Origin of the sequence: Millisia brevis NBRC 105863, from assembly GCF_001552615.1 — a bacterium.
In the GTDB taxonomy this organism is placed as follows: Bacteria; Actinomycetota; Actinomycetes; order Mycobacteriales; family Mycobacteriaceae; genus Millisia; species Millisia brevis.
This window is the reverse complement of the sequence record NZ_BCRN01000001.1, coordinates 215,070-236,100: the sequence shown is the minus strand read 5'-3', so window position 1 is coordinate 236,100 and position 21,031 is coordinate 215,070. Positions and strand designations below refer to the sequence as shown.

The window sequence follows — 21,031 nt, the reverse complement described above, 5'->3', positions numbered from 1 at the left end:
CCCCCGGTACACGAAAGACCGTAAGGACCGAGAATGACCGAACACGTAGTAGTTGTCGGCGGCGGCATGGTCGCCCACCGATTCGTCGAATCCCTCCGCTCCCGCGATGCCGACGGCCGCTTCCGCGTCACCGTCGTCGGCGAGGAGAACCACCTGCCCTACGACCGGGTGGCCTTGTCCTCCTTCTTCTCCGGCGTCGATCCGCGCAACCTGGCCCTCGGCGATCCGCAGCTGTGGGAGCACACCGAGGTCGACCTGCGGGTCGGCGCCCGGGCGAGCGGAATCGACCGGGCGGCCCGCCGGATCGAGGTCGACGGCGCCGATCCGATCGACTACGACCACCTGGTCCTGGCCACCGGTTCGTACGCCTGGGTACCGCCGCTGCCGCACGCCGACGCGCCCGGGGTATTCGTCTACCGAACCATCGAAGATGTTGTCACTCTCAAGGACTGGGTGACCACCCGAGCAACGGAGCTCGGTCGTCCCGTGCGGGGCGTGGTCATCGGCGGCGGTCTGCTCGGTTTGGAGGCCGCCGGCGCCCTGGTCGGCCTGCAGGCGCACACCACCGTGGTCGAGTTCGCGCCGCGGCTGATGGCCCTGCAGGTCGACGAGGGTGGCGGCCACGCGCTGCGCCGGCTGATCGAGCGGATGGACGTCGTCGTGCGCACCGGCCAGGCGAGCGAGGCCGTCGAGATCGGTGCGGACGGAACGGTTTCCGGGCTTCGGTTGACCGACGGTGAGGTGATCCCCGCCGATGTGGTCGTCGTGGCCACCGGCGTGCGACCGCGCGACGATCTCGCCGGTCCGGCGGGGCTCGCGACCGGTCCGCGCGGCGGGGTGGTCGTCGACGACGGTTGCCGCACCGACGATCCGAACGTCTACGCGATCGGCGAGGTCGCCTGCATCGGCGGCCGCTGCCTCGGCCTGATCGCACCGGGCTACGCGATGGCCGAAGTCGCCGTCGACCGACTCCTCGGTGGGGAAGCGGACTTCCCCGGTGCCGACATGTCGACCAAGCTCAAGCTGCTCGGCGTCGACGTCGCCTCCTTCGGCGACGCGTTCGCCCAGACCCCGGGTGCGCTCGAGGTGGTGCACTCCGACCCGGTCACCGGCGTCTACAAGAAGCTGGTGGTCACCGACGACGCGAAGACGCTGCTCGGCGGCGTGCTGGTCGGCGACGCGTCCGCCTACGCCTCGCTGCGGCCGATGCTCGGCGCCGAACTCGGCGGCGACCCGGGTGCCTGGCTGCTGCCCGAGGGCGCCGCCCGGCCGCAGACCGAACTGCCCGACGCCGCCTCGGTGTGCTCCTGCAATGCGGTCTCGGCCGGCGAGATCCGGCAGGCGGTCTGCGACGGCTGCCACGACGTCGCCTCGGTCAAGCAGTGCACCAAGGCGGGCACCTCCTGCGGTTCCTGTGTGCCGCTGGTCAAGAAGTTGCTGGCCGGCGAGCTCGCCAAGCAGGGCATCACGGTGTCCTCGGCGATGTGCGAGCACATCGCGATGTCGCGCGCGGAGCTGTTCAACGCGGTGATGGTGACCGGGCTGACCGGCTTCGCCGCGATCATCGAACGTTTCGGCACCGGCCGCGGTTGCGATATCTGCAAGCCGGCGATCGCCTCGATCCTCGCCTCGCTCTACGGCAAGCACGTCCTCGGTGAGGATCGCGCCGCGCTGCAGGACACCAACGACCGCGTGATGGCCAATATGCAGAAGGACGGCACCTATTCGGTCGTCCCGCGCGTACCCGGCGGCGAGATCACCCCCGAGCAGCTGATCCTGATCGGCGAGATCGCCCGCGACTTCGGGCTGTACACCAAGATCACCGGCGGCCAGCGCATCGATCTCTTCGGCGCCCGGCTCGACCAGCTCCCGCCGATCTGGCAGCGCCTGGTCGACGGCGGGATGGAATCCGGCCACGCCTACGGAAAGTCGTTGCGCACGGTCAAGTCCTGCGTCGGCTCCACCTGGTGCCGCTTCGGGGTTCAGGACTCGGTCGGATTGGCGATCGAACTGGAGCTGCGTTACCGGGGCCTGCGCAGCCCGCACAAGCTCAAGCTGGGCGTATCCGGGTGCGCCCGCGAGTGCGCGGAGGCCCGCGGCAAGGATGTCGGGCTGATCGCCACCGACAACGGCTGGAACGTCTACGTCGGCGGCAACGGCGGTTTCACCCCGCGGCACGCGCAGCTGTTGGTCGAGGACGTCGACACGGAAACGGCGATCCGGGTGATCGACCGGTACCTGGTCTACTACGTGCGCACCGCCGACCGTCTGCAGCGCACCGCGGTCTGGCAGCAGGATCACGATGGCGGGCTCGACCGGATCCGTGAGATCGTGGTGGACGACGCGCTCGGCATCGGGGCCGAGCTCGATGCGCATATGGCTCGCCATGTCGACGCGTACGAGGACGAATGGGCCGCGGTGCTGCGCGATCCGGAGCGGTTGCGACAGTTCACCCCCTTCGTCAACGCCCCCGACGCCGTCGACCCGACCCTGGCCTACGTCCTCGAACGCGGGCAGCGACGCCCGGCCACCGATCGAGACAGGGCAGCCACCGACCGGGACACACAGTCCGGCCCGGTCGTCATCGCATCGCCGACATTGGAGGTCCGTTCATGACCGCAGTGCTGCCCGACGCCGACTCGGCCCGGTACGTCGACATCTGTCCCTTCGATCAGCTGATTCCGGAACTCGGGGTCGCGGCCCTGGTCGACGACCGCCAGATCGCGGTCTTTCGGCTCAGCGACGACAGCGTCTTCGCGGTGTCGAATATCTGCCCCTTCTCCGGGGCGGCGGTGATCTCGCGCGGAATCACCGGTTCGCGGGGCGAGACACCGACGATCGCCTCCCCGATCTACAAGCAGGTCTTCTCGTTGGTGGACGGTCTGTGCCTCGATCCGGCCGGAATGCCGGCGCGGTCCGACACGGCCGACCTGATCAGCTATCCGGCGGTGGTGGAAAATGGTCGGGTTCTGGTCGATGTCGCCGGTGTCCACGGCGACGAATGCACGTAGGGGGGTGCACGGCCCCCTGATGAATGACCACGACCTGTCCGGCTCGGCGACGCTGCCCTTGGCCGGATGCGTGATCGCGGTGACCGCCGATCGCCGCGTGACCGAACTGCGCGTAGCCCTCGAGCGACGCGGCGCCCTGGTGGAACACCACCCGGCGCTGCGCTCGGTGGCCCACCCCAACGAGGACGCCGCCGTCCGCTCCACCCGCGCCCTGCTCGCGGATCAGCCCGATGTGGTCGTGGTGACCACGGCGATCGGCTTCCGCGCCTGGATCGAGGCCGCCGACGCGGTCGGTCTCGCCGACGATCTGCTCGCCACCCTCGGCCGCTCTCGGCTGATCGCCCGCGGTCCCAAGGCCCGCGGTGCGATCGAGGCGGCCGACCTGAGCCCCGACTGGGTGGCCGGTTCCGAGACGGTCGAGGAGATCCAGCGACACCTGCTCGACGAGGGGATCGCCGGGCAACATGTCGCCGTGCAATTGCACGGTGCGGGTGCCGGTGGTCTCGACGCCGCGCTGGTCGAGGCGGGCGCGAAGGTGACCGGGGTGATGACCTACCGCTGGGAGAGCGCCGATCGGGTGGCGCTGTGCTCCTCGGTGGCGGCCACCGCCGACGGCCAGCTCGACGCGGTGGTGTTCACCTCGGCTCCCGGCGTCGAGGCGTGGCTGACCGGCGCGGAGCCGGAACAGATCGAGCGGATGCGCGATCTGATCGCCGCCGATCGGTTGGTGGTGGCCACCGTCGGCCCGATCACCGCCGAACCGTTGCTGCGGGTGGGTCTGAAGCCGTTGGTACCCGAACGGTGGCGGCTCGGCGCGATGCTGCGCGAGCTGGTCGGCCACTTCGCCCAGCGGCGGCCGATCGACACCGTCGCCGGCCCGCTGCTGGTGCGGGCCCGGCACATCGTGCTCGACGGCCGCACGATCACCGTCGCCCCGGCCTGCCGGATCATCCTCGGCGCCCTGGTCGACGCGCACGGCGACGTCGTCCTGCGCGGCGACCTGCTCGACCTGCTGCCCGGCGATGCTCGCAATCCGCACGCGCTCGACGTGACGATCGCCCGTCTGCGCAGCTCAACGGGGTCTCCGGATCTCGTCCGTACCGTAGTGAAGCGCGGCTACTCGTTGGCCGTGACGGAGGCATGATGATTCCCACCCTGATCCTGACCGCACACGGCACCCGCGACCCGCACGGCCGCGCGATGGTGCAGCGCATCGCCCGCGATGTGCGCCTGGCGCTGCCGCACGTCGAGGTGCGCCTGGCCTACGTCGACGTCCAGAAGCCGGCGGTGGCCGATGTGCTCGACCGGGTGGCCGCCGAGGGGCGCCGCGCGGTGGTCGTTCCGCTGCTGCTGTCCGCGGGGGTGCACGTGCACCGCGATATCGCCGAGGCCGCCGAGGGCCGCCCCGGGGTCGCCGTCGCCGATGCCCTCGGCCCCGACGACCGGTTGGCCCGCATCGTCGTCGACCGTCTGCTCGAGGCGCAGCCGGAAGCCGACTCGCACCTGGTGCTGGCCCCGGCCGGTTCCAGCGACCCTAGCTCGCAGCGCGATGCCCGCGATATGGCTTCGCGGGTCGCGCACCTGCTCGGCACCCGCGTCGATCACGGCTGCGTCGCCGGACCGGACGTATCGGTGGCCGACGCCGTGGCCGACGCCCGCCGGCGCGACCCGGACCGCGCGGTGACCGTGCTGTCCTACCTGCTGGCCCCCGGCTTCTTCCAGCACCGCCTGGAGGCCGCGTACCCCGGCATCGTCACCGCGCCGATCGGTGCCCACCCGGCGCTGATCGAGATCGTCGTCGAGCGGTACCGGGCGGCCGCCGAAGGGCTGGGAGCCCCGCAACCGGCGGATACCGCCGGCGTCGCCTGACGCGGCTACCGTTGAGGGATGAGCACTTCCTGGCAGGACCCGGCGGCCGTCGACTCGATGCTGAACGAGCTGGAGACCTGGGCGGTGGTCGGCCTGTCCGGCGATCCGTCGAAGACCGCCTATCGGATCGCCGCGCTGCTGCAGTCGCGCGGTAAGCGCATCGTGCCGATCCACCCGTCCGCCCCGACCGTGCTCGGCGAGCAGGGCTACGCCTCGCTGGCCGACGTCCCGTTCCCGATCGACGTGGTCGACGTCTTCCGCCGGTCGGAGGCCGCCGGCCAGTTCGCCGACGAAGCGGTCAAGGTCGGCGCCAAGGGGGTGTGGTTCCAACTCGGCGTCGTCGACGAGGACGCCTTCGAGCGGACCACCGCCGCCGGCGTGCCGATGGTGATGGATACCTGCCCGGCGATCGAATGGCGCAAGCGCGGCGTGCTCGACTGACCCGGCGACTGGCGCCAGGGACGTTCACCCGTCGGGAGTAGCGTCGCCGTCATGACCGCACACCCCATCCGTATCGGTGTTCAACTGCAGCCCCAGCAGGCCGACTACAGCGCGATCCGCGATGCCCTCACCGCCGCCGAGGAGCTCGGCGTCGATATCGCGTTCAACTGGGACCACTTCTATCCGCTGTACGGCGATGCCGACGGCAAGCACTTCGAGTGCTGGACGATGCTCGGCGCGTGGGCCGAGCAGACCTCGCGGATCGAGATCGGCGCGTTGGTCACCTGCAACAGCTACCGCAACCCGCAGCTGCTGGCCGATATGGCCCGCACGGTCGACCACATCGCCGACGGCCGGCTGATCCTCGGCATCGGATCGGGCTGGTTCGAGCGGGACTACGACGAGTACGGCTACGTGTTCGGCACCGCCGGTGGGCGACTCGACGATCTGGCCGGCGCCCTGCCGAAGATCACCGCCCGCCTCGAGAAGCTGAACCCCCCGCCGACGCGCCACATCCCGGTGCTGATCGGCGGCGGCGGCGAAAAGAAGACGCTGCGCCTGGTGGCCGAGTACGCCGACATCTGGCACTCCTTCGGCGATCTCGAGGTGTTCACCCACAAGAGCGGCGTCCTCGATCGGCATTGCGAGACCGTCGGCCGCGACCCCTTGCTGATCGAGCGCTCGATCGGGGTGCGCGAAGGTGAACCCGAGGACATCGGACCGGCTTTCGTCGAGGCGGGCGCGTCGCTGTTCACCATCGGTGTCGGTGGACCCGACTACGACCTGAGCGCTCTCGAAAAGTGGATCGCCTGGCGCGACAAGCAGTGAGACGAATTCGTCGATAAGAATCTCGAAATCATTACGGCCGGGCGCACCATGCGCTCCGGCCGTAATGGTCTGCCGGAAAAGCCTCTCGAGGTGCGGCGACAAAAGCGCCGGTCAGGGCAGGTATTCGGGGGCGGGTCCCACGAATTCGCGATAACGGCAATATATCGATTCGACCTCGCCACCTGAAGTTTCCGGATTTTCCCGATACTGAACGGACCAGGTGCGCAAGCGCTTACGCATGATCCGGGGAGGGGATCGGCATGGGGGGATTATCGAACGTGCCCGAATGGGGGCCGGCCGTCGGATATCTCGCGGTGGTCGTGCTCACCCTGGTCGGCACGGGAATCGCATGGGCCGTCCTGTACGGATCGGCGGTGCCGTGGGGGCGGCGCCCCGCTCTCGCACCGGTCGAGTTCGGAATGCTGACATCGGATCGGCTCGCCGTCCTGGTCGCGCTGACGGAATTGGCCGCGCACGACGCGATCGTCGTCCGCGCCGGCCGAGTCCACGCGACCGGGAGTCGCGCGCAGCAATGGACGCATCCGTTCGTGAACGATGTCGGGCGCGCCGTCGCCGCTGGCGGGGGACGGCCGCCGGCCGAGGCGGAGACGGCGACCGTCGGTCCGCGGGGCGCGCTGCGCGACGATCTGATCGAACGGGGATATCTGCGGCGCCCGGCCTCCGGCTGGGTGACGGTCGCTCCGCTGGTCGTCGGGGCTCTGGGGGCGATCGGCATCGCCACCGGTGTGCTGTCGGCGGCGGCCTTCGCGCCGGTACTGATCTGCGCGGTGACCGGGGCCGCCCTGATCGTTCCTGTGCTGCACAGCAACCCGTACGACCGGGTCCGCAGCGGACCGACCCCGCGCGGCGTGGGTGAACTGCGCCGGGCGCGCGAGCGCTACCGCCACCTGGGCCCGCATCATCGACCGGCGCCAACCGTCCACGAGCCGCGCGAAACCGCCATGGGCGCGGCGATCTACGGGCCCGAGGCCGTACGCGACTCCGAACCGGCGCTCCACGAAGCGTTCCGCGACATCAGGATACGAACGGCACCAAGGACATTCGCGTCCTGGGGGGCTGCTGTCGAAATGTGGGCGACCGACCTGCGGAAGGGAAGGGTGTCGTGAATCACCTGTGGTGGCTGGTGGCCATCGGATACCTCGTCGGCGCCGTCCTCGCCCTCCGGGATCGCCCCCGCCCCGGAGCACGTCGGGGCGACGAGCCGGAGCTGGAACCGGTCGAGGTAGGCGCCCTGTTCTCGTATCCGCACGCGGTTGCCGTCGCGATCACCGAACTGCTCCTACTCGAGCGGATCACCGTCGAACGGGGCAGGCATCTGCGGCGCCGCGGGACGGAGCCGACGGCGACATTGCACCCTTTCACCGCCGCAGTGCTGCGAAAGGTGCCCCGGTCCACGACCATTACCTACGATCGACTGATCCGGAACCCGGGCCACGACTGGCGGAACCTGAGCGCCGAGGTGACCGATCGCGGGTACTTGGGGTGTCCACCGGGACGGTGGCGGGTGGTTGCCGATGCGTTGATGGCGATGCCCGGCATCCTGCTCGGTCCGGTGGGGTTGGTGGTCTTCGGTTCACCGGTGCCGACCGTGCTGCGCTGGGTCTTCGGTGTTGCGGCCGCCGTTCTGCTCATCCGCGCGGTGGTGCTCACCGTCGACCTGGTGCGGGAATGGTTCGGACGCAGGCGAAGCCTGCGTCGCACCAGCCGGGGGGACCGCGTGATCGCCGAACTGGCGCACACCTACCGGCATCTGACGCCGGACCGGCGCCCGTCGACGCGGTTGTACGGCCCGCGCGAATCGGCGATGGCCGTGGCGCTGTTCGGCCCGGACGCCGTCGACTCGATCGGCCGGGTTGTTCGCACCGAATCGGCGGCCGCAGGGGGTGTGGCCGAGCGGCGGCGGGCGGGAGCCCTGTTCGGAGTGAGCCTGCTCGGCTTCAGTTATGGGGGCAGCGCGAGTTGCTCGGGTGCCTACGGGGTATGGGCGGACGCGGGCGTTGGTGGCCACGGCGGTGGGGGAGGCCATGCCGGTCCGGGCTGCGGCGGGGGAGGATGTGGCGGCGGTGACTGAGACCATCGACCAGGGGGAGTGGGCAATGAGTTCTCCGATCGCGGGAATCGGAATCGGCTGGCGCCCGGAGATCTCCGGGTTGGTCTCCGAGCTGCCGGGTCTCGGCTTCACCGAGGTCATCGCCGAATCGGTCGGCGACGCGACGGTCGAGATCCTGCGGGAGCTGGCCGTTCCGGTGATCCCGCACGGCATCCGGCTGTCGCTCGGGGGCGCGGAACCGGTGACGGCCGAACGGATCGACGTGCTCGCCCGAGCGGCGACGGCGCTCGACTCGCCACTGGTCAGCGAGCACCTCGCCTTCGTGCGCGCCGACGGTCTGGAAGCCGGCCACCTGCTGCCGGTGCCGCGCACCCGCGCGTCGCTCAACGTCCTGGTCGACAACATCCGCCGCACGATGGACCGGCTGCCGGTGCCCTTCGCGGTCGAGAACATCGCCACCCTCTTCGACTGGCCGGACGACGAGTTCAGCGAGGGGGAGTTCATCGCGGAGATCGTCGAGCGCACCGACGCGCTGCTGCTGCTCGACGTCGCCAACGTCTACGCCTGCGCCCGCAATCGCGGTACCGATCCGGCCCGTGACCTCGCCCGACTCCCGATCGAGCGGGTCGCCTACTGCCACGTGGCGGGCGGGCACGACGCGGGCGAGCTGTACCACGACACGCATTGCGCAGCGGTCCCCGACGAGGTGCTCGACCTGGTGTCCCGCGCCGCGGCGGCGGGAGCGCCGGCGTTCATGCTCGAACGTGACGGCGACTACCCACCCGCCCGCGAGTTGCTCACCGAACTCGACGCGATCGCAATTGCGGCGTCGGCCGACCGCATCACCGTCGGCAGCCGCTGGTGGGCCGATGCCTGACGAGCCCGTGTCCGAGGTCGAGGCAGGGGACGAGGCCGGGTCCGAGGCAGGAGCCACTGTGTGGGAACGCGAGCAGCTGGCTCGTCAACAGGCCGAGCTGGTTCGCGCGTTGGTAGTCGGCGGCCCGATCCCCGAGGGATTCGACACTCGACGGGTTGGCGTCGCGGCCGACGCGCTGCTGCGCAAACGCGCCGGTGAGGTCGCCTGGCATATCCCGCACATCCGCAGCATGCTGGGCGATCGCTTCGTCGAGCTGTTCGCGGACTGGGCGCGCGGGCGGGAGCGGTCCGGCTCGGCCGCCGAGGCCCGGGCGTTCACCGCCCATCTCGTCGAGCGGGGCGAGATCGACCCCACCGAGGCGGCGCCGCACGGTGGAGGGGGTCCCGAAGTGACAACCGGACGTCCGTGGTGGAAGCGGCTACTCGGCTAGTCTCACCAGAAAACCCGGCAATCGGGACGCAGCTGGTGACCGAAGGGGAATGCACATGACCGAAACGGGTACGTCGACGCTCGGTTTGCGGCGCATCCTCGTCACCACGGGGGCGGCCGTCGTCGCCGCGGTGGTGGCGAACCTGGTGTTGTGGCTGATCGGCCTGGCCCTCGGCGGATCGTTCGAGGTCTCCGATGGCGCCGGCGGCACCGAGACCGTCGCTCCCGGCGGCGTGCTGGTGATGACGATCCTCCCGCTGACGGTCGGACTGCTGGTGGCCGGGCTGATGGCGCCGAAGGTGCCGGCGGTCATTCGTCCGGCGCAGATCATCGGCTCGATCGCCGCCCTGGGCACCATCGCGATGACCGTGACCGCCGGCTTCGACACCGTCAGCACCGTGCTGCTGTCGCTGATGCACGTGGTCCTGGTGCCGGTGCTGGTCTACGCGCTCGAACGCATGCGCTGACACGCTCCCGGACACAAAAGCGGCGCCCGGCGGGGATCGAGGATCCTCGGGGGCGCCGCGGTTGTCTGTGAGCGTCAGTGCGACTCTGCGCGCTGAGCCATGACGATCAACTCGTCGCGCTGGCCGGGGCTGGCGACACGGTTGATCGCCTTGTAGAGAAGGCGGGACTGACGACGGGCACGGGCACGTGCGAACAACATGTTGGGTACTACTCCTGGTCGAATCGCTGACGTCCTCCAGTCTCCCTTGTTACGGGTATGTTAATCAACCCAGGTCAGGGGTGATGTGCCTTACCTTTCTGGACTCGATCCGGAACCGCTCGGGGCTCGGTTGCGTCCAATCGGAAGGACCACACGAGGAGGTTTGCCGTGCCGGACGGAGACGTACTGCGGATCGAACCGGGCGCTGCCGAGCGGATTGCGGCGGCGTTCGATCGGCATGCGGATGCCTTGGCGGCAGCGGCGCAAAGGCTGCGTGACCACAGTTACGGGACCGGGTTCGCGGGGTTCCCGTCGGCGGTCGAGTTGGATGCCGGGTTCGAGGACAAGCGCCTGCAGGCCGTCGATCACCTGGATCAGCAGGAGGCGGTGGCTCGGGAGTACGCGGCCAAGATTCGTGCGGCCGGAGCGAACTACCTGGAATCCGACACAGGGGGCGCGGAGGGCATCCGCGCGGCGGGAGCCGAGGTGGGCTGGTGAGGCCGCGGGCTGTCGTGGTTGTTCTCGGGGTAGGCATACTGCTGGCCGGATGTGCCGGTGGCGCCGATTCCGATGATCAAACGGCGCAGGTGGATCCGCCGGTGTCGACATCGTTGGTGGCATCGACGGTCGCCGGGCTACCGGATGTGACATTCGATGCCTGCGAAGTGATCGAAGACAGCGTCTTTCGGCAGTTCGGGCTCGACCCCACCCGTAAAACGCGCGAGGAGACCAGCGTCGGCGAGAAGGACCTGGTCGCCTGCAGAATCCTCCAACCGGACCGCTCGATCAGCTTCTTCGCGCAGAACGTCCCGTGGGAGGAGATTCCGCTATCGGCGCCCGCGCAGTCGATGACCATCAACGGACGCGAGACGCTGTATGTCCCGGACTCGTTGACAGAGGATTCCTGCGCGCTGCTCATGCGCACCAGCTTCGGGGCTGTCATCATCGACACCTTTCCCCGACGCGGCGGCACCAACGGATTCACCGGCCACGCCTGCGACGGCGTGGTCGAGATGGCCGAGGCGATCGAACCGCTGATCACCGACTGACCGCCCGCGACCTGCTCGACGGCAGATCGCGGGCGGTACCGATCAGTGGCAGGAGCCGCCTTCCGGCGCGGGCGCCGCGCAATGCGCAGACTCCGACGGTGCGACGTCGAGGGCCGGGTTGTGGTCGAAGAATCCGGTCGGCTTGAGCCAGAACGACACCGCGTCCACCGGCATCACCGGCCACTCCTCCATCCGGGGGATGTGGTGGATGCCGAAGACGTACCAGAGCACCACATCGGTGTTCTCGATCGCTCGATCCGCCTCCGTCCAGGCCGCGATGCCCTGGTCGTCCGAGGAGCTCTGATTCACGAACTCCCCACAGGGCCAGCGCTCCTCGCTGTCGTACGGGGTCACCCACACGGTATGCCCGAGCACCCGGGCGCGCTGGAAGACCGGCGACGACTCGTCGAGCATCGCCGGGAAGGCGGCGGTCGAGGCGAGCTTGTAGCCGACGGGGCCGCCGACCTTGTTGGTGCGGTTGGGGTTGATCACCTTCCAGCCGCGCTGGGTCGACCAGTTCGAATCCTGCTTGCCCTCGGATTCGGTGCGCAGCACGGTATTGCGCTGTGTCAACGCCAATCCGAAGGGGTTGTCCGGGCCGATCGGCAGTTGCTCGGTCTCCGACATCACCACGCTGTTGCCGGCGGTCGCCGGATCACCGTTGGCGTCGATCGCCAGGTCGAGGCGGGCGATCAGGAAGTGCTGGTGGATCGGCGCGTAGGTCTGATGGTCGACCACGGTGCCGTACGGCGGTGCGGTGTCGCCCTCGAACGGGGTGGTCACCATGATGCCGGTGGCGCGCACCTCGCACTCGATCGAACCGTCCTCGTGGAACCGCCAATAGGTCAGGTACTCGTAGTTGGCGACGGTGACGTGGAAGGAGACCACCATCCGACGCATCCGGCGCACCTCGGCCCCCGCGCGCTCGTCGACGTGCTTCCAGAGCACGGCGTTGTCCTCCTCGTGGAGGCAGATCGCGTTGGTGATGGTGTAGGGCTCACCCGCCGAGTTGCTCAAAGTTGCGTCGACGTAACGAATCTCGCCCAGGCAGTCGCAGCCGAGTTCGAGCGACGTCGTCATATACCCCAGCCCCCACTCGCCGATGTCGTAGGCGGTGCGGCGGACGTGCTCGGGCGTCGGATCGCGGTAGGGGACCACCATCTCGGCGAACGACAGGCGGTCGGCGATCGACCGGACGATCGGCGCGCCGGCCGCGTCGACGCCATCCTCGTAGCCGACCTGGTGGATCACCAAACCCTCGCGGTAGTTGAAGCCCAGGCGCATTCGCCACTTCTGCCAGCGCAGCTCGTTGCCGTCGAGAGTGAAACTCGGGCCGTCGGGCTGGGTGATGTCCAACGCCTTGCGGTCGGTGCGCACCCGGTACCCGGGAATGTGCTCCGGGGTGTACTCGCCCTGGACATCCGGAGCGGTGACGATGTGCCCGGAGTCCTCGATGTCCAGCAGTTCGGAGCTGTTCATGTCATAGATGAGCTTGAGGCCCTTGATCGGGTGGGCGTAGGGGTTCGAGGTGTGGGCGTCGCGCACCCACAGATCGCACCAGCCGACGCGGCGGTCGGCGAACTGCGACGGAACCAGGTGCGCCCCATAGGTCCACAGATCGATCAGAACGAGGTCGAGGTCGGTGATGCCGCGGCTCGCGAGCGCCTCGATCACCCGGGGGTCTTTCTTCAGGACCGTCTCGCACTCGTGGTACTCGTCGACGGTGGCATTCGCCTGCCGCCCCGGCGCCTCCTCCCAGGAGGTCAGGGCGTCATCGGTGATCGAGACGCCCGCCCGGTAGGTGGCGCCGTCCTCGCGGTTCCACAGCACCACCCGCGCGTCGCGGCGGATCGCGTCGCCCGGTGCGAAGGCCCGCACGACCTCCTTGTCGGGCTCGCGCAATTCGATCGAGGCGATGCGCCACCCCGGTCCGACTCCCTTCTCCCGCCGAAGAATTCCGGTGACCGTCCGGATCTCGTCGGCACTGACAGGATCGAGGGGATGGTCGGGGACCGTCGAGTCGGACACGGGGGACCGCCTTTCGTGCGAAGTGACGCCACGTCGAGCATGACGCTAGTCGGAAACGGAGACCTCGGAGATGCCACTGCGCAATGTTTCCCCGCGGAAGAATGCCGGGTTCCGACGCGCGTAGATCAGCATGAGCACCGCGCCGAGCAGCAGGATTCCCAGTCCCAGGAAGAAGACCAGGCCGACGCCGCCGATCGCCGCCCCGCTGCCGTAGTCCGGCGAGAAGCTCTCGATGAGCGAGAGCACGAAGACGCCGGCCAGCATCAGCCCGCCGAGGCTGGGGAACAGCGCCCGGAAGACGAAGCTCTTCGCGCTGACGAACAGCTGGTTGCGGAAGTACCAGACGCAGGCGAATGCGGTGAGCCCGTAGTAGAAGCAGATCATGATGCCCAGGGCGGCGATCGTGTCGTACAGGACGCGCTCGCTCAGCACGGTCAACACGGTGTAGAAGAGGCCGGTGGCGACACCGCTGGCGATCGTGGCGAAGCCCGGGATCAGGAACCGTGGATGCACCCGGGCGAACCGGGCGGGGATCGCCTTGTACTGGCTCATCGCCAGCATGGTGCGTGCCGGCGGCAGGAACGTCGTCTGCAGCGAGGCGGCGCTCGACGCGAGGACCGCCAGGAACAGCAGCAGCGACGGCCAGTGGCCCATGATCGGCTCGGCGAGCGCCCCGAAGACGTTGTCCGACGTCTCCTCGTTGCTCAGTCCCAGGCCCTCGGTGCCGACGCCCGCGTACATCATCGCGCCGACGGCTACGAACAGGTAGGTCGCCAGGATGGTGAAGACGCAGAGCAGACCGGCGCGTCCCGGGGTCTTGGCGGCGTCCTTGGCCTCCTCGTTGACCGTCAGACAGACGTCCCATCCCCAGAAGGCGAAGATCGATCCGGAGACGCCGGCGATGAAGGCGGCCAGACTGACCGTGGCCAGGGGGTTGAACCAGTCGAGCGAGAAGGGGATCCCGGTCGGCGAACTCGACGACGAGGAGATCGCCATCACGACGAACAGCACGAGCACGGCCATCTGGAAGGTCACCAGGATCGCCTGCAGGCGTTGGGTTGTGGTGATTCCCCGATAGGCGATGGCGGTGGCGATCGCGATGAACGCCAGACAGGTGACGATATTGACCACCTTGTTGGCGGCCAGGTCCGCGATCTGCTCGTTGCCGGTGACCCGGGCGATGAACAGGTAGAAGAAGGAGACCGCGACGCCGGCGAGGTTCGACAGTACGATCACCGTCGCGGCGACCATGCCCCATCCGCACATCCAGCCGATCCACGGGCCGAAGGCCTTGGTCGCCCAGGTGAACGACGTTCCGCAGTCCGGCAGATCGCGGTTGAGCTCGCGATAGGCGTACGCGGTCAGGAACATCGGGATGAAGCCGGCGATGAAGACCGCGGGCATCTGGACCCCGACGGCCAGGACGACCAGGCCGAGGGTGGCGGTCAGCGTGTACGCGGGGGCGACGCTGGACACGCCGAGTGTGATCGCGCCCATCAGGCCGACGCTGTCGCCGGAGAGGCCCTTTTCGTGCAGGTCGCCCTCGCCGGTGTTCTCGCGGGTGGTCATGAGGAGACTCCGTTCGGTGTCATCGCTGTGCCCTTCTCTCCGGAGGTCGTCGCTCGTGCCCGGATGGCGCTACGAGAGAGTGTTGTGACCCGTGTCATAGCCGGCAAGATGCCGAAATGGAGTGGGTGCGCTGAGGGCTACGCCGTTATGTCCTCGGGCGCCGACGGCGGCCGGCCGCGCCGATCGCGGTGCGACGCGAACGTCGAACCTCGAAGGATCCTCTCTGCCGGCGACCGGAGTCGCGGACGCACGGATGCCGTTGAAATGGTGATCTTAGTGCGGTTTCTCCGGTTTCGCGCAGCATCCGATCGATGACCGAACCCGGTCGCGGAAGGGAACCGGGGTCACTCGGTGGGCAGCGCGGCGATGATGCGCTCGCCGCTGCGACGCCCGTAGACCTCGTAGCCGACCACCCAGACCCACGGGATCGCCGCGGTGGCGAGCAGTGCCCATGGCACCGACACGGGGCCGGCAACCAGGACGACCACCAGCACCGACAGTGCGATGCTGATCAGGAACTGCACCAGGTGATAGATCTGGAATTCGCGGGTGACCAGGCTGTAGATGAGGAAGATCGCCGCGAAGTAGAGGCCGGCGGGGATCAGCACCGACAGGATGGTCGCGACGTCGCCGACGCGGGTCTCGTGTTCGAGGAAGTAGGCCGCGATATCGAACCCCGCGCCCATGGCCACGACGGCGCCGAAGACCACGATATGCCAGTAGCCGAACCCGAAGGCGCGGTTGCGATGGGCGGCGAGCAGTTCGGCGAACGGGATGCTGAAGTAGGTCCACCAGACGCCGAAGGGCAGGGCGACCCCGGCGAAGCCGATCAGGACGAAGTCCAACGACCACCCCGGCCCGTCGGGGCCCGGGATCGCGGTCAGGGCCGCCATGGTGCCCACCATGCCCTCGCCGAGCGCGATGATCACCATCAGCCCGTAGCGCTCGGCGATGTGGTGCGGATGCCAGGGCGTCCCGCCGCGCCGCTCCGCCAGGGCGGGGCCGCCGAGTTCGACGATATAGAGAAATAGAGCGCAGACGATGGTGACCGTCAATGGCGTGTGCGCGAAAAGCAGTGCCACCCAGCCGACCTGGGCCACCAGAATGCCGACGGCGTTCATGATCGCCGCATCGCGGTACTCGGGCGACTGGCGGGCCGCCCGAAGCCATTGCGCGATCATCGGAATGCGCATCACGACGTAGCCGAGGACCATCACCTCGTTGTCGAGGGTGTGCTCCTCGAGCGAGGCGAACAGCGCCGGTAGGCCCAACGCCAGGATGAGCGCGCCGATCATCTGCACCATCGTGGTCAGCCGGAACAGCCAGTCGTCGGTATCGAAGGCGGAGGCGAACCAGGTGAAGTTGATCCAGGCCCAGGCGATCGCGAAGGTGGCGAAGGCGAAGCCGATGATGCCCGGCCCGATGTAGTCGCCGGCGATCGCGTGCGCGAGTTGCTGCGCGGCGGTCCCGAACGCGACGACGAAGACCAGGTCGAACAACAGCTCGAGAGGTGTGGCCGTCCGGTGGCGTTCGAGTATGTCGCGGCCGACCATGCGACGACGGGACCCCCGGGCCTGCGCTTCGGTCATCGGGTCACGCTACCGCCGCCGGGCGGGTCCGTCCTGTCCGGATATGTTGCGGCCACCAAGATTTCGGGCAATTACGACCAATAGGTCGCTGCGGATCGGGGGCGGCGACGTATCGTGTCGTGATGGTCCCGGTGCGCGAGTTGCTCGACGATGTCGAGTTGGGGCTCGAGGCCGTCTCGGGCGGCGAGCATCTGGATCGCGAGGTCCGTTGGGCCCACGTCAGCGAGCTGATCGACCCGACCGAATTCCTCGAGGGCGGCGAGCTGCTGCTGCTGACCGGGGTGCGCCTGCCGCGGCGTCGGGACGAGGTGCGCGACTACGTCGAACGGCTGGTCGAGGCGGACGTCGCGGCCCTGGGCTACGGGATCGGTGTCCACCGCGAGGCGGTACCGGTCGCCCTGGTCGATGCCTGCCGGGCCGCCGGCCTGCCGCTGCTCAGCGTGCCGCGCGCGACCCCCTTCCTGGCGATCACCAAGGCGGTATCCCGGGCGATTGCGGCCCGCGAGGACGCGGTGCGCAGTTGGGTGCACCGCTGCCGGGAGCGCCTGACCGCCGCGGCGGTGGGCGCCGGCGGGCCGGAGGCGGTCGTCGCGGTCCTGGTGCGGTCGATCGGCGGCTGGGCGGTCCTGGTCGATCACGCCGGCGCGCTGATCACCGCCGCCCCCTCGGTCGAGGCCGGGCGGATCGGTGCGCTGCGGCCCGACCTGGAACGGTTGGCCGCCACCGCGGGGCCGGGCAGCCTGGTCAGCCGCGGGGCCGACGGTCACGAGGTGTGGTTGCAGACGCTGATCGCCGGTCAGAACGTCGCGGGCATCCTGGTCCTCGGCGGCGACCGCGCGTCGACCGGACCCGAGCGCGAGGTGGTGATGGCGGCGGTGTCTCTGCTGACCCTGGTGCTCGACCGCTCCCGGCTGTTCGAACGCGATCGGCTCGAACTGGAAGCCTCGACGATGGGCCTGTTGACCGCCGTCGACAGCCCGTCCGCCATCGGGACCGTCCGCCGGATCGCCGCCGACCTGTGGCACGGGCTGCCCGATCCGCCGATCGTGGTGGTCGAATGCCGGGGCAGCCGCTACGCGCTGGCCCGGGCGCGGGAGCGGCTGATCGGCAACCGTACGGCCGCCGCCGCCGCGGCGATCCACGCCCGGATCGACGACGTGCTGATCGTCGTGGTGCCCGCCTACCTGATCGACCGCGCGGACGGCGATCGATCGGTGGTCCCGGCGCCCTTCTCCGAGTTGGAGGGGGTCCACCTGGGGATCTCGGATCCCACCTCCTATGCCGACTTCGTCGAGGCGCGCGAGCAGGCCGGCCGTGCCGCGGATTACGCTGCGCACGAGAATCTTCCGGCGGTGTACTTCGCCGGCATCCCGCCGCCGACCCTGCTGGAGCTGGTGTCGGAGGAGACCGCCCGCCGCTTCGGGACCGCCGCGCTGGCCCCGCTCGACGACGAACTGCGGGATTCGTTGCGCTCCTGGTTGGCGCATCACGGCCAGTGGGATCCGGCCGCGACCGAACTGGGCGTGCACCGACACACCCTGCGCAATCGCATCCGCCGAATCGAGGGCCGGCTCGGCTATCCGCTCGACTCGCCGACGCGGCGGGCCGAATTGTGGCTGGCCCTACAGGTGGAGCAGCCGACCGACGGCCGGTAAACCCTTCGGAACGAATGGTGCGCGCCATTATGGAGCGAACATCGAAAGAAGGTGCCGAAACGTATAGCTGCCCCAAACGGTGAACCGGCGAAGACTGGTGGGCAAACACTCAGCCCCGCACGTCATCGGCCGTTTGGCCGTGGATCGGCTCAGGCCGTAGGAGGACCGCGATGGTCGCACAGGAGTACAGCCTCACCACCGCCCTGCCGGGCCCCGCCTCGCAGGCGTTGCACAGCCGCCGGGCGGCGGCCGTCTCGTCGGCGGTCGGCGCGACCCTGCCCGTGTACATCGACGAAGCCGGTGGCGGCATCCTGCGGGACGTCGACGGCAACCAGTTGATCGACTTCGCTTCCGGTATCGCCGTGACCGGCGTCGGCGCCACCGATCCGCGGGTGGTCGAGCGGGTGCGCGAGCAGGCCGGCAAGTTCACCCACACCTGCTTCATGGTCACCGGCTACGAGGGCTACATCGAGGTCTGCGAGCAGCTCAACGACCTCGCGCCCGGCGACAACGAGAAGCGTTCGGCTCTTTTCAATTCCGGCGCCGAGGCGGTGGAGAACGCGGTGAAGATCGCGCGCTCGGCCACCGGTCGCGCCGGCGTGGTCGCGTTCGATCACGCCTACCACGGCCGCACCAACCTGACGATGGCGCTCACCGCGAAGTCGATGCCCTACAAGTCCGGCTTCGGCCCCTTCGCCAGCGAGATCCACCGCGTCCCGATGGCCTACCCGTACCGCTGGCCGGGCGGCGTCGATCAGTGCGCCGACCAGGCCTTCGACGCTTTCGTCGAGGCCGTGCACGTGCGTGTCGGCGAGGAGAACACCGCCGCTGTCATCCTCGAGCCCATCCAGGGCGAGGGTGGATTCATCGTTCCGGCACCGGGATTCGTCGCCCGGCTGGCCCAGTGGTGTACCGACAACGGCATCGTGTTCATCGCCGACGAGGTGCAGACCGGCTTCTGCCGCACCGGCAACTGGTTCGCCAGCGAATACGAGAACGTCGTCCCCGACCTGATGACCACCGGCAAGGCGATCGGCGGCGGCCTGCCGCTGGCCGCGGTCACCGGCCGCGCGGACCTGATGGACGCGCCGCACTCCGGCGGACTCGGCGGCACCTACGGCGGCAACCCGATCGCCTGCGCGGCCGCGCTGGGTGCGATCGAGACCATGCGCGCCGACGACCTCGTCGAGCGGTCGGCCCGCCTGGGCAAGCTGCTGACCGGGCGGCTCGAGGACCTCGCCTCCCGCTACGACGTGATCGGCGAGATCCGCGGCCGTGGCCTGATGCAGGCGATCGAGCTGGTCTCCGATCGGGAGGCCAAGACCCCCGACGCCAAGACGACCGCTGCGATCAACGCCGCCGGCCACCGTCGCGGCCTGGTCACCCTGACCTGCGGCACCTTCGGCAACGTCTTCCGCTTCCTGCCGCCGCTGGTGATCGAGGAAGACCTGCTGTCCACCGGACTCGACCTGCTCGACGAGGCGTTCGCGGAGGTCGTCGGCGCATGAGCACGACCTACGGGCACCTGATCGCCGGCAAGATCCGCACCGGCGGTGACGCATTCGACGTCACCAACCCCTACGACGGGCGGGTCGTCGGCCAGGCCCACTACCTGACCGAGGCCGAGACCGAGGAGGCGATCGCCACCACGGCCGCGGCGCTGCCCGCCACCAGGGCGCTGTCCGCCGCGGCGCGGGCCGCCGCCCTCGACGCGATCTATCACGGGCTCGAGGCGCGCGCCGACGAGTTCGCCGAGGTGATCAGCGCCGAGAACGGCAAGCCGATCATGTGGGCCAAAGGTGAAGTGGCCCGCGGCATCTCGACGTTCCGGTGGGCCGCCGAGGAGGCGCGCCGCTTCTCCGGCGACCTGCAGCGTCTCGACACCGACTCGTCGGCGGCCGGTCGGATGGCGATCATCCGCCGCTTCCCGCGCGGTGCGGTGCTCGGCATCTCGCCGTTCAACTTTCCGCTGAACCTGGTGGCGCACAAGATCGCTCCCGCGATCGCGGCCGGTGCCCCGATCCTGCTGAAGCCGGCGCCGAAGACCCCGCTGTCGGCCCTGCTGCTCGGCGAGATCATCGCCGAGACCGATCTGCCGCCGGGCGCGGTGACGATCGCGATCGTGCCGGACGCCCGGATGAGCGAGGTCGTCGCCGATCCGCGGCTGCCGGTGGTCAGCTTCACCGGTTCCGAGCGGGTCGGTTGGATGATCAAGGGCGCGGTGCCGAATAAGCACGTCACCCTGGAACTCGGCGGCAACGCCGCGGCGATCATCGCGCCGGACTACGACGACCTCGAGTGGGCGGCCCAGCGGATCGCCACCTTCGGCAACTACCAGGCCGGACAGTCGTGCATCGGCGTCCAGCGCGTCCTGGTGCCGCGTTCCGCCTACGACGGATTCGCCGCGCTGTTGGTCGAGAAGGTCGCGGCATTGAAGACCGGCGACCCGGCCGATCCCGAGGTCGTCGTCGGACCGGTGATCGACGACGCGGCAGCCGACCGCATCGAGGGCTGGATCAGCGAGGCGGTCGCCGGTGGCGCCGACCTGCTGACCGGCGGCGAGCGGGACGGGCGCACCATCGCCCCGACCGTGCTGGCCAACGCCGCGGACGACGCGAAGGTGCTGACCGAGGAGGTCTTCGGGCCGGTGCTGACGCTGGTCCCCTATGACACCCTCGACGACGCCTTCGAGCTGGTCAACGCGTCGCGGTTCGGCCTGCAGGTCGGCATCTTCACCCGGGATCTGCAGGTGGCGTACACCGCGCACCGCGAGCTCGAGGTCGGCGGTGTGGTCATCGGTGATGTGCCGTCGTTCCGCGCCGACCAGATGCCCTACGGCGGGGTGAAGGCCTCCGGCGTCGGGCGCGAGGGTCTGCGCAGCGCGATGGACGACTTCACCGAGGAGCGGGTGCTGGTCCTGACCGGACTCGACCTCTAGCGGCAGGGGC

The 21,031-nt window shown here is 69.3% G+C and carries 19 protein-coding genes; 16 read left to right on the top strand and 3 right to left on the bottom strand.

Going from position 1 to position 21,031, the window contains the following annotated elements:
* Positions 1–33: 33 nt before the first annotated feature.
* The 13 genes from nirB to MB1_RS00990 all read left to right on the top strand — a co-directional run bounded on the left by nirB (position 34) and on the right by MB1_RS00990 (position 11,242).
* On the top strand, positions 34–2,616 hold the full coding sequence (gene nirB / locus MB1_RS01050) for a nitrite reductase large subunit NirB (protein ID WP_066902820.1): 2,583 nt from the start codon (positions 34–36) through the stop codon (positions 2,614–2,616).
* Entirely contained in the window at positions 2,613–3,011 is a 399-nt protein-coding gene (gene nirD, locus MB1_RS01045) for a nitrite reductase small subunit NirD (protein ID WP_066902818.1), read from the top strand. The genes nirB and nirD overlap by 4 nt, the downstream gene beginning before the upstream one ends.
* A 19-nt stretch (positions 3,012–3,030) precedes the next feature.
* Positions 3,031–4,155 carry a uroporphyrinogen-III synthase gene (locus MB1_RS01040; RefSeq protein WP_066902816.1) on the top strand — a complete coding sequence of 375 codons (1,125 nt, stop codon included), beginning with the start codon at positions 3,031–3,033 and terminating at the stop codon, positions 4,153–4,155.
* Positions 4,152–4,880, top strand: coding sequence for a sirohydrochlorin chelatase (locus MB1_RS01035; protein WP_066902814.1), 729 nt, complete (start codon positions 4,152–4,154; stop codon positions 4,878–4,880). Before MB1_RS01040 ends, MB1_RS01035 begins: the two co-directional genes overlap by 4 nt.
* Positions 4,881–4,898: 18 nt before the next feature.
* Positions 4,899–5,321, top strand: coding sequence for a CoA-binding protein (locus MB1_RS01030; RefSeq protein ID WP_066902812.1), 423 nt, complete (start codon positions 4,899–4,901; stop codon positions 5,319–5,321).
* Positions 5,322–5,372: 51 nt separating this feature from the next.
* On the top strand, positions 5,373–6,149 hold the full coding sequence (locus MB1_RS01025) for an LLM class F420-dependent oxidoreductase (protein WP_066902810.1): 777 nt from the start codon (positions 5,373–5,375) through the stop codon (positions 6,147–6,149).
* A 278-nt stretch (positions 6,150–6,427) separates the two neighbouring features.
* Entirely contained in the window at positions 6,428–7,276 is an 849-nt protein-coding gene (locus tag MB1_RS01020) for a hypothetical protein (protein ID WP_066902808.1), read from the top strand.
* Positions 7,273–8,241, top strand: coding sequence for a TIGR04222 domain-containing membrane protein (locus MB1_RS01015; RefSeq protein ID WP_066902806.1), 969 nt, complete (start codon positions 7,273–7,275; stop codon positions 8,239–8,241). The genes MB1_RS01020 and MB1_RS01015 overlap by 4 nt, the downstream gene beginning before the upstream one ends.
* A gap of 25 nt (positions 8,242–8,266) precedes the next feature.
* Positions 8,267–9,097 (top strand): MbnB/TglH/ChrH family RiPP precursor modification enzyme, encoded by an 831-nt coding sequence (locus MB1_RS01010; RefSeq protein WP_066902804.1) that lies wholly within the window; start codon positions 8,267–8,269, stop codon positions 9,095–9,097.
* The gene (locus tag MB1_RS26400; RefSeq protein WP_245649965.1) at positions 9,090–9,527 is read left to right on the top strand and encodes an SCO6045 C-terminal-like domain-containing protein; all 438 of its coding nucleotides are present in this window, start codon (positions 9,090–9,092) and stop codon (positions 9,525–9,527) included. The genes MB1_RS01010 and MB1_RS26400 overlap by 8 nt, the downstream gene beginning before the upstream one ends.
* A 55-nt stretch (positions 9,528–9,582) precedes the next feature.
* Positions 9,583–9,993 (top strand): DUF6069 family protein, encoded by a 411-nt coding sequence (locus tag MB1_RS01000; protein WP_066902802.1) that lies wholly within the window; start codon positions 9,583–9,585, stop codon positions 9,991–9,993.
* A gap of 368 nt (positions 9,994–10,361) precedes the next feature.
* Entirely contained in the window at positions 10,362–10,691 is a 330-nt protein-coding gene (locus tag MB1_RS00995) for a hypothetical protein (RefSeq protein ID WP_066902800.1), read from the top strand.
* Entirely contained in the window at positions 10,688–11,242 is a 555-nt protein-coding gene (locus MB1_RS00990; RefSeq protein ID WP_169801576.1) for a DUF3558 family protein, read from the top strand. Before MB1_RS00995 ends, MB1_RS00990 begins: the two co-directional genes overlap by 4 nt.
* Positions 11,243–11,284: 42 nt before the next feature.
* On the opposite strand, the gene MB1_RS00985 is transcribed toward MB1_RS00990, so the two are convergent.
* From MB1_RS00985 to MB1_RS00975, 3 genes are all read right to left on the bottom strand, one after another.
* A complete protein-coding gene (locus tag MB1_RS00985; RefSeq protein WP_066902796.1) occupies positions 11,285–13,270 on the bottom strand; it encodes a primary-amine oxidase in 1,986 nt (661 codons plus the stop codon).
* A 45-nt stretch (positions 13,271–13,315) separates the two neighbouring features.
* A complete protein-coding gene (locus tag MB1_RS00980) occupies positions 13,316–14,839 on the bottom strand; it encodes an APC family permease (RefSeq protein WP_066902794.1) in 1,524 nt (507 codons plus the stop codon).
* 344 nt (positions 14,840–15,183) lie between these two features.
* Positions 15,184–16,428, bottom strand: coding sequence for a low temperature requirement protein A (locus MB1_RS00975; protein WP_066902792.1), 1,245 nt, complete (start codon positions 16,426–16,428; stop codon positions 15,184–15,186).
* Between the two features lie 122 nt (positions 16,429–16,550).
* On the opposite strand from MB1_RS00975, the gene MB1_RS00970 reads away from it, so the two are divergent.
* The 3 genes from MB1_RS00970 to MB1_RS00960 all read left to right on the top strand — a co-directional run bounded on the left by MB1_RS00970 (position 16,551) and on the right by MB1_RS00960 (position 21,021).
* Positions 16,551–18,083 (top strand): PucR family transcriptional regulator, encoded by a 1,533-nt coding sequence (locus MB1_RS00970; RefSeq protein ID WP_066902790.1) that lies wholly within the window; start codon positions 16,551–16,553, stop codon positions 18,081–18,083.
* 170 nt (positions 18,084–18,253) lie between these two features.
* Entirely contained in the window at positions 18,254–19,591 is a 1,338-nt protein-coding gene (gene gabT, locus MB1_RS00965; RefSeq protein WP_066902788.1) for a 4-aminobutyrate--2-oxoglutarate transaminase, read from the top strand.
* Positions 19,588–21,021, top strand: coding sequence for an aldehyde dehydrogenase family protein (locus MB1_RS00960; protein ID WP_066902786.1), 1,434 nt, complete (start codon positions 19,588–19,590; stop codon positions 21,019–21,021). Before gabT ends, MB1_RS00960 begins: the two co-directional genes overlap by 4 nt.
* Positions 21,022–21,031: the final 10 nt, after the last annotated feature.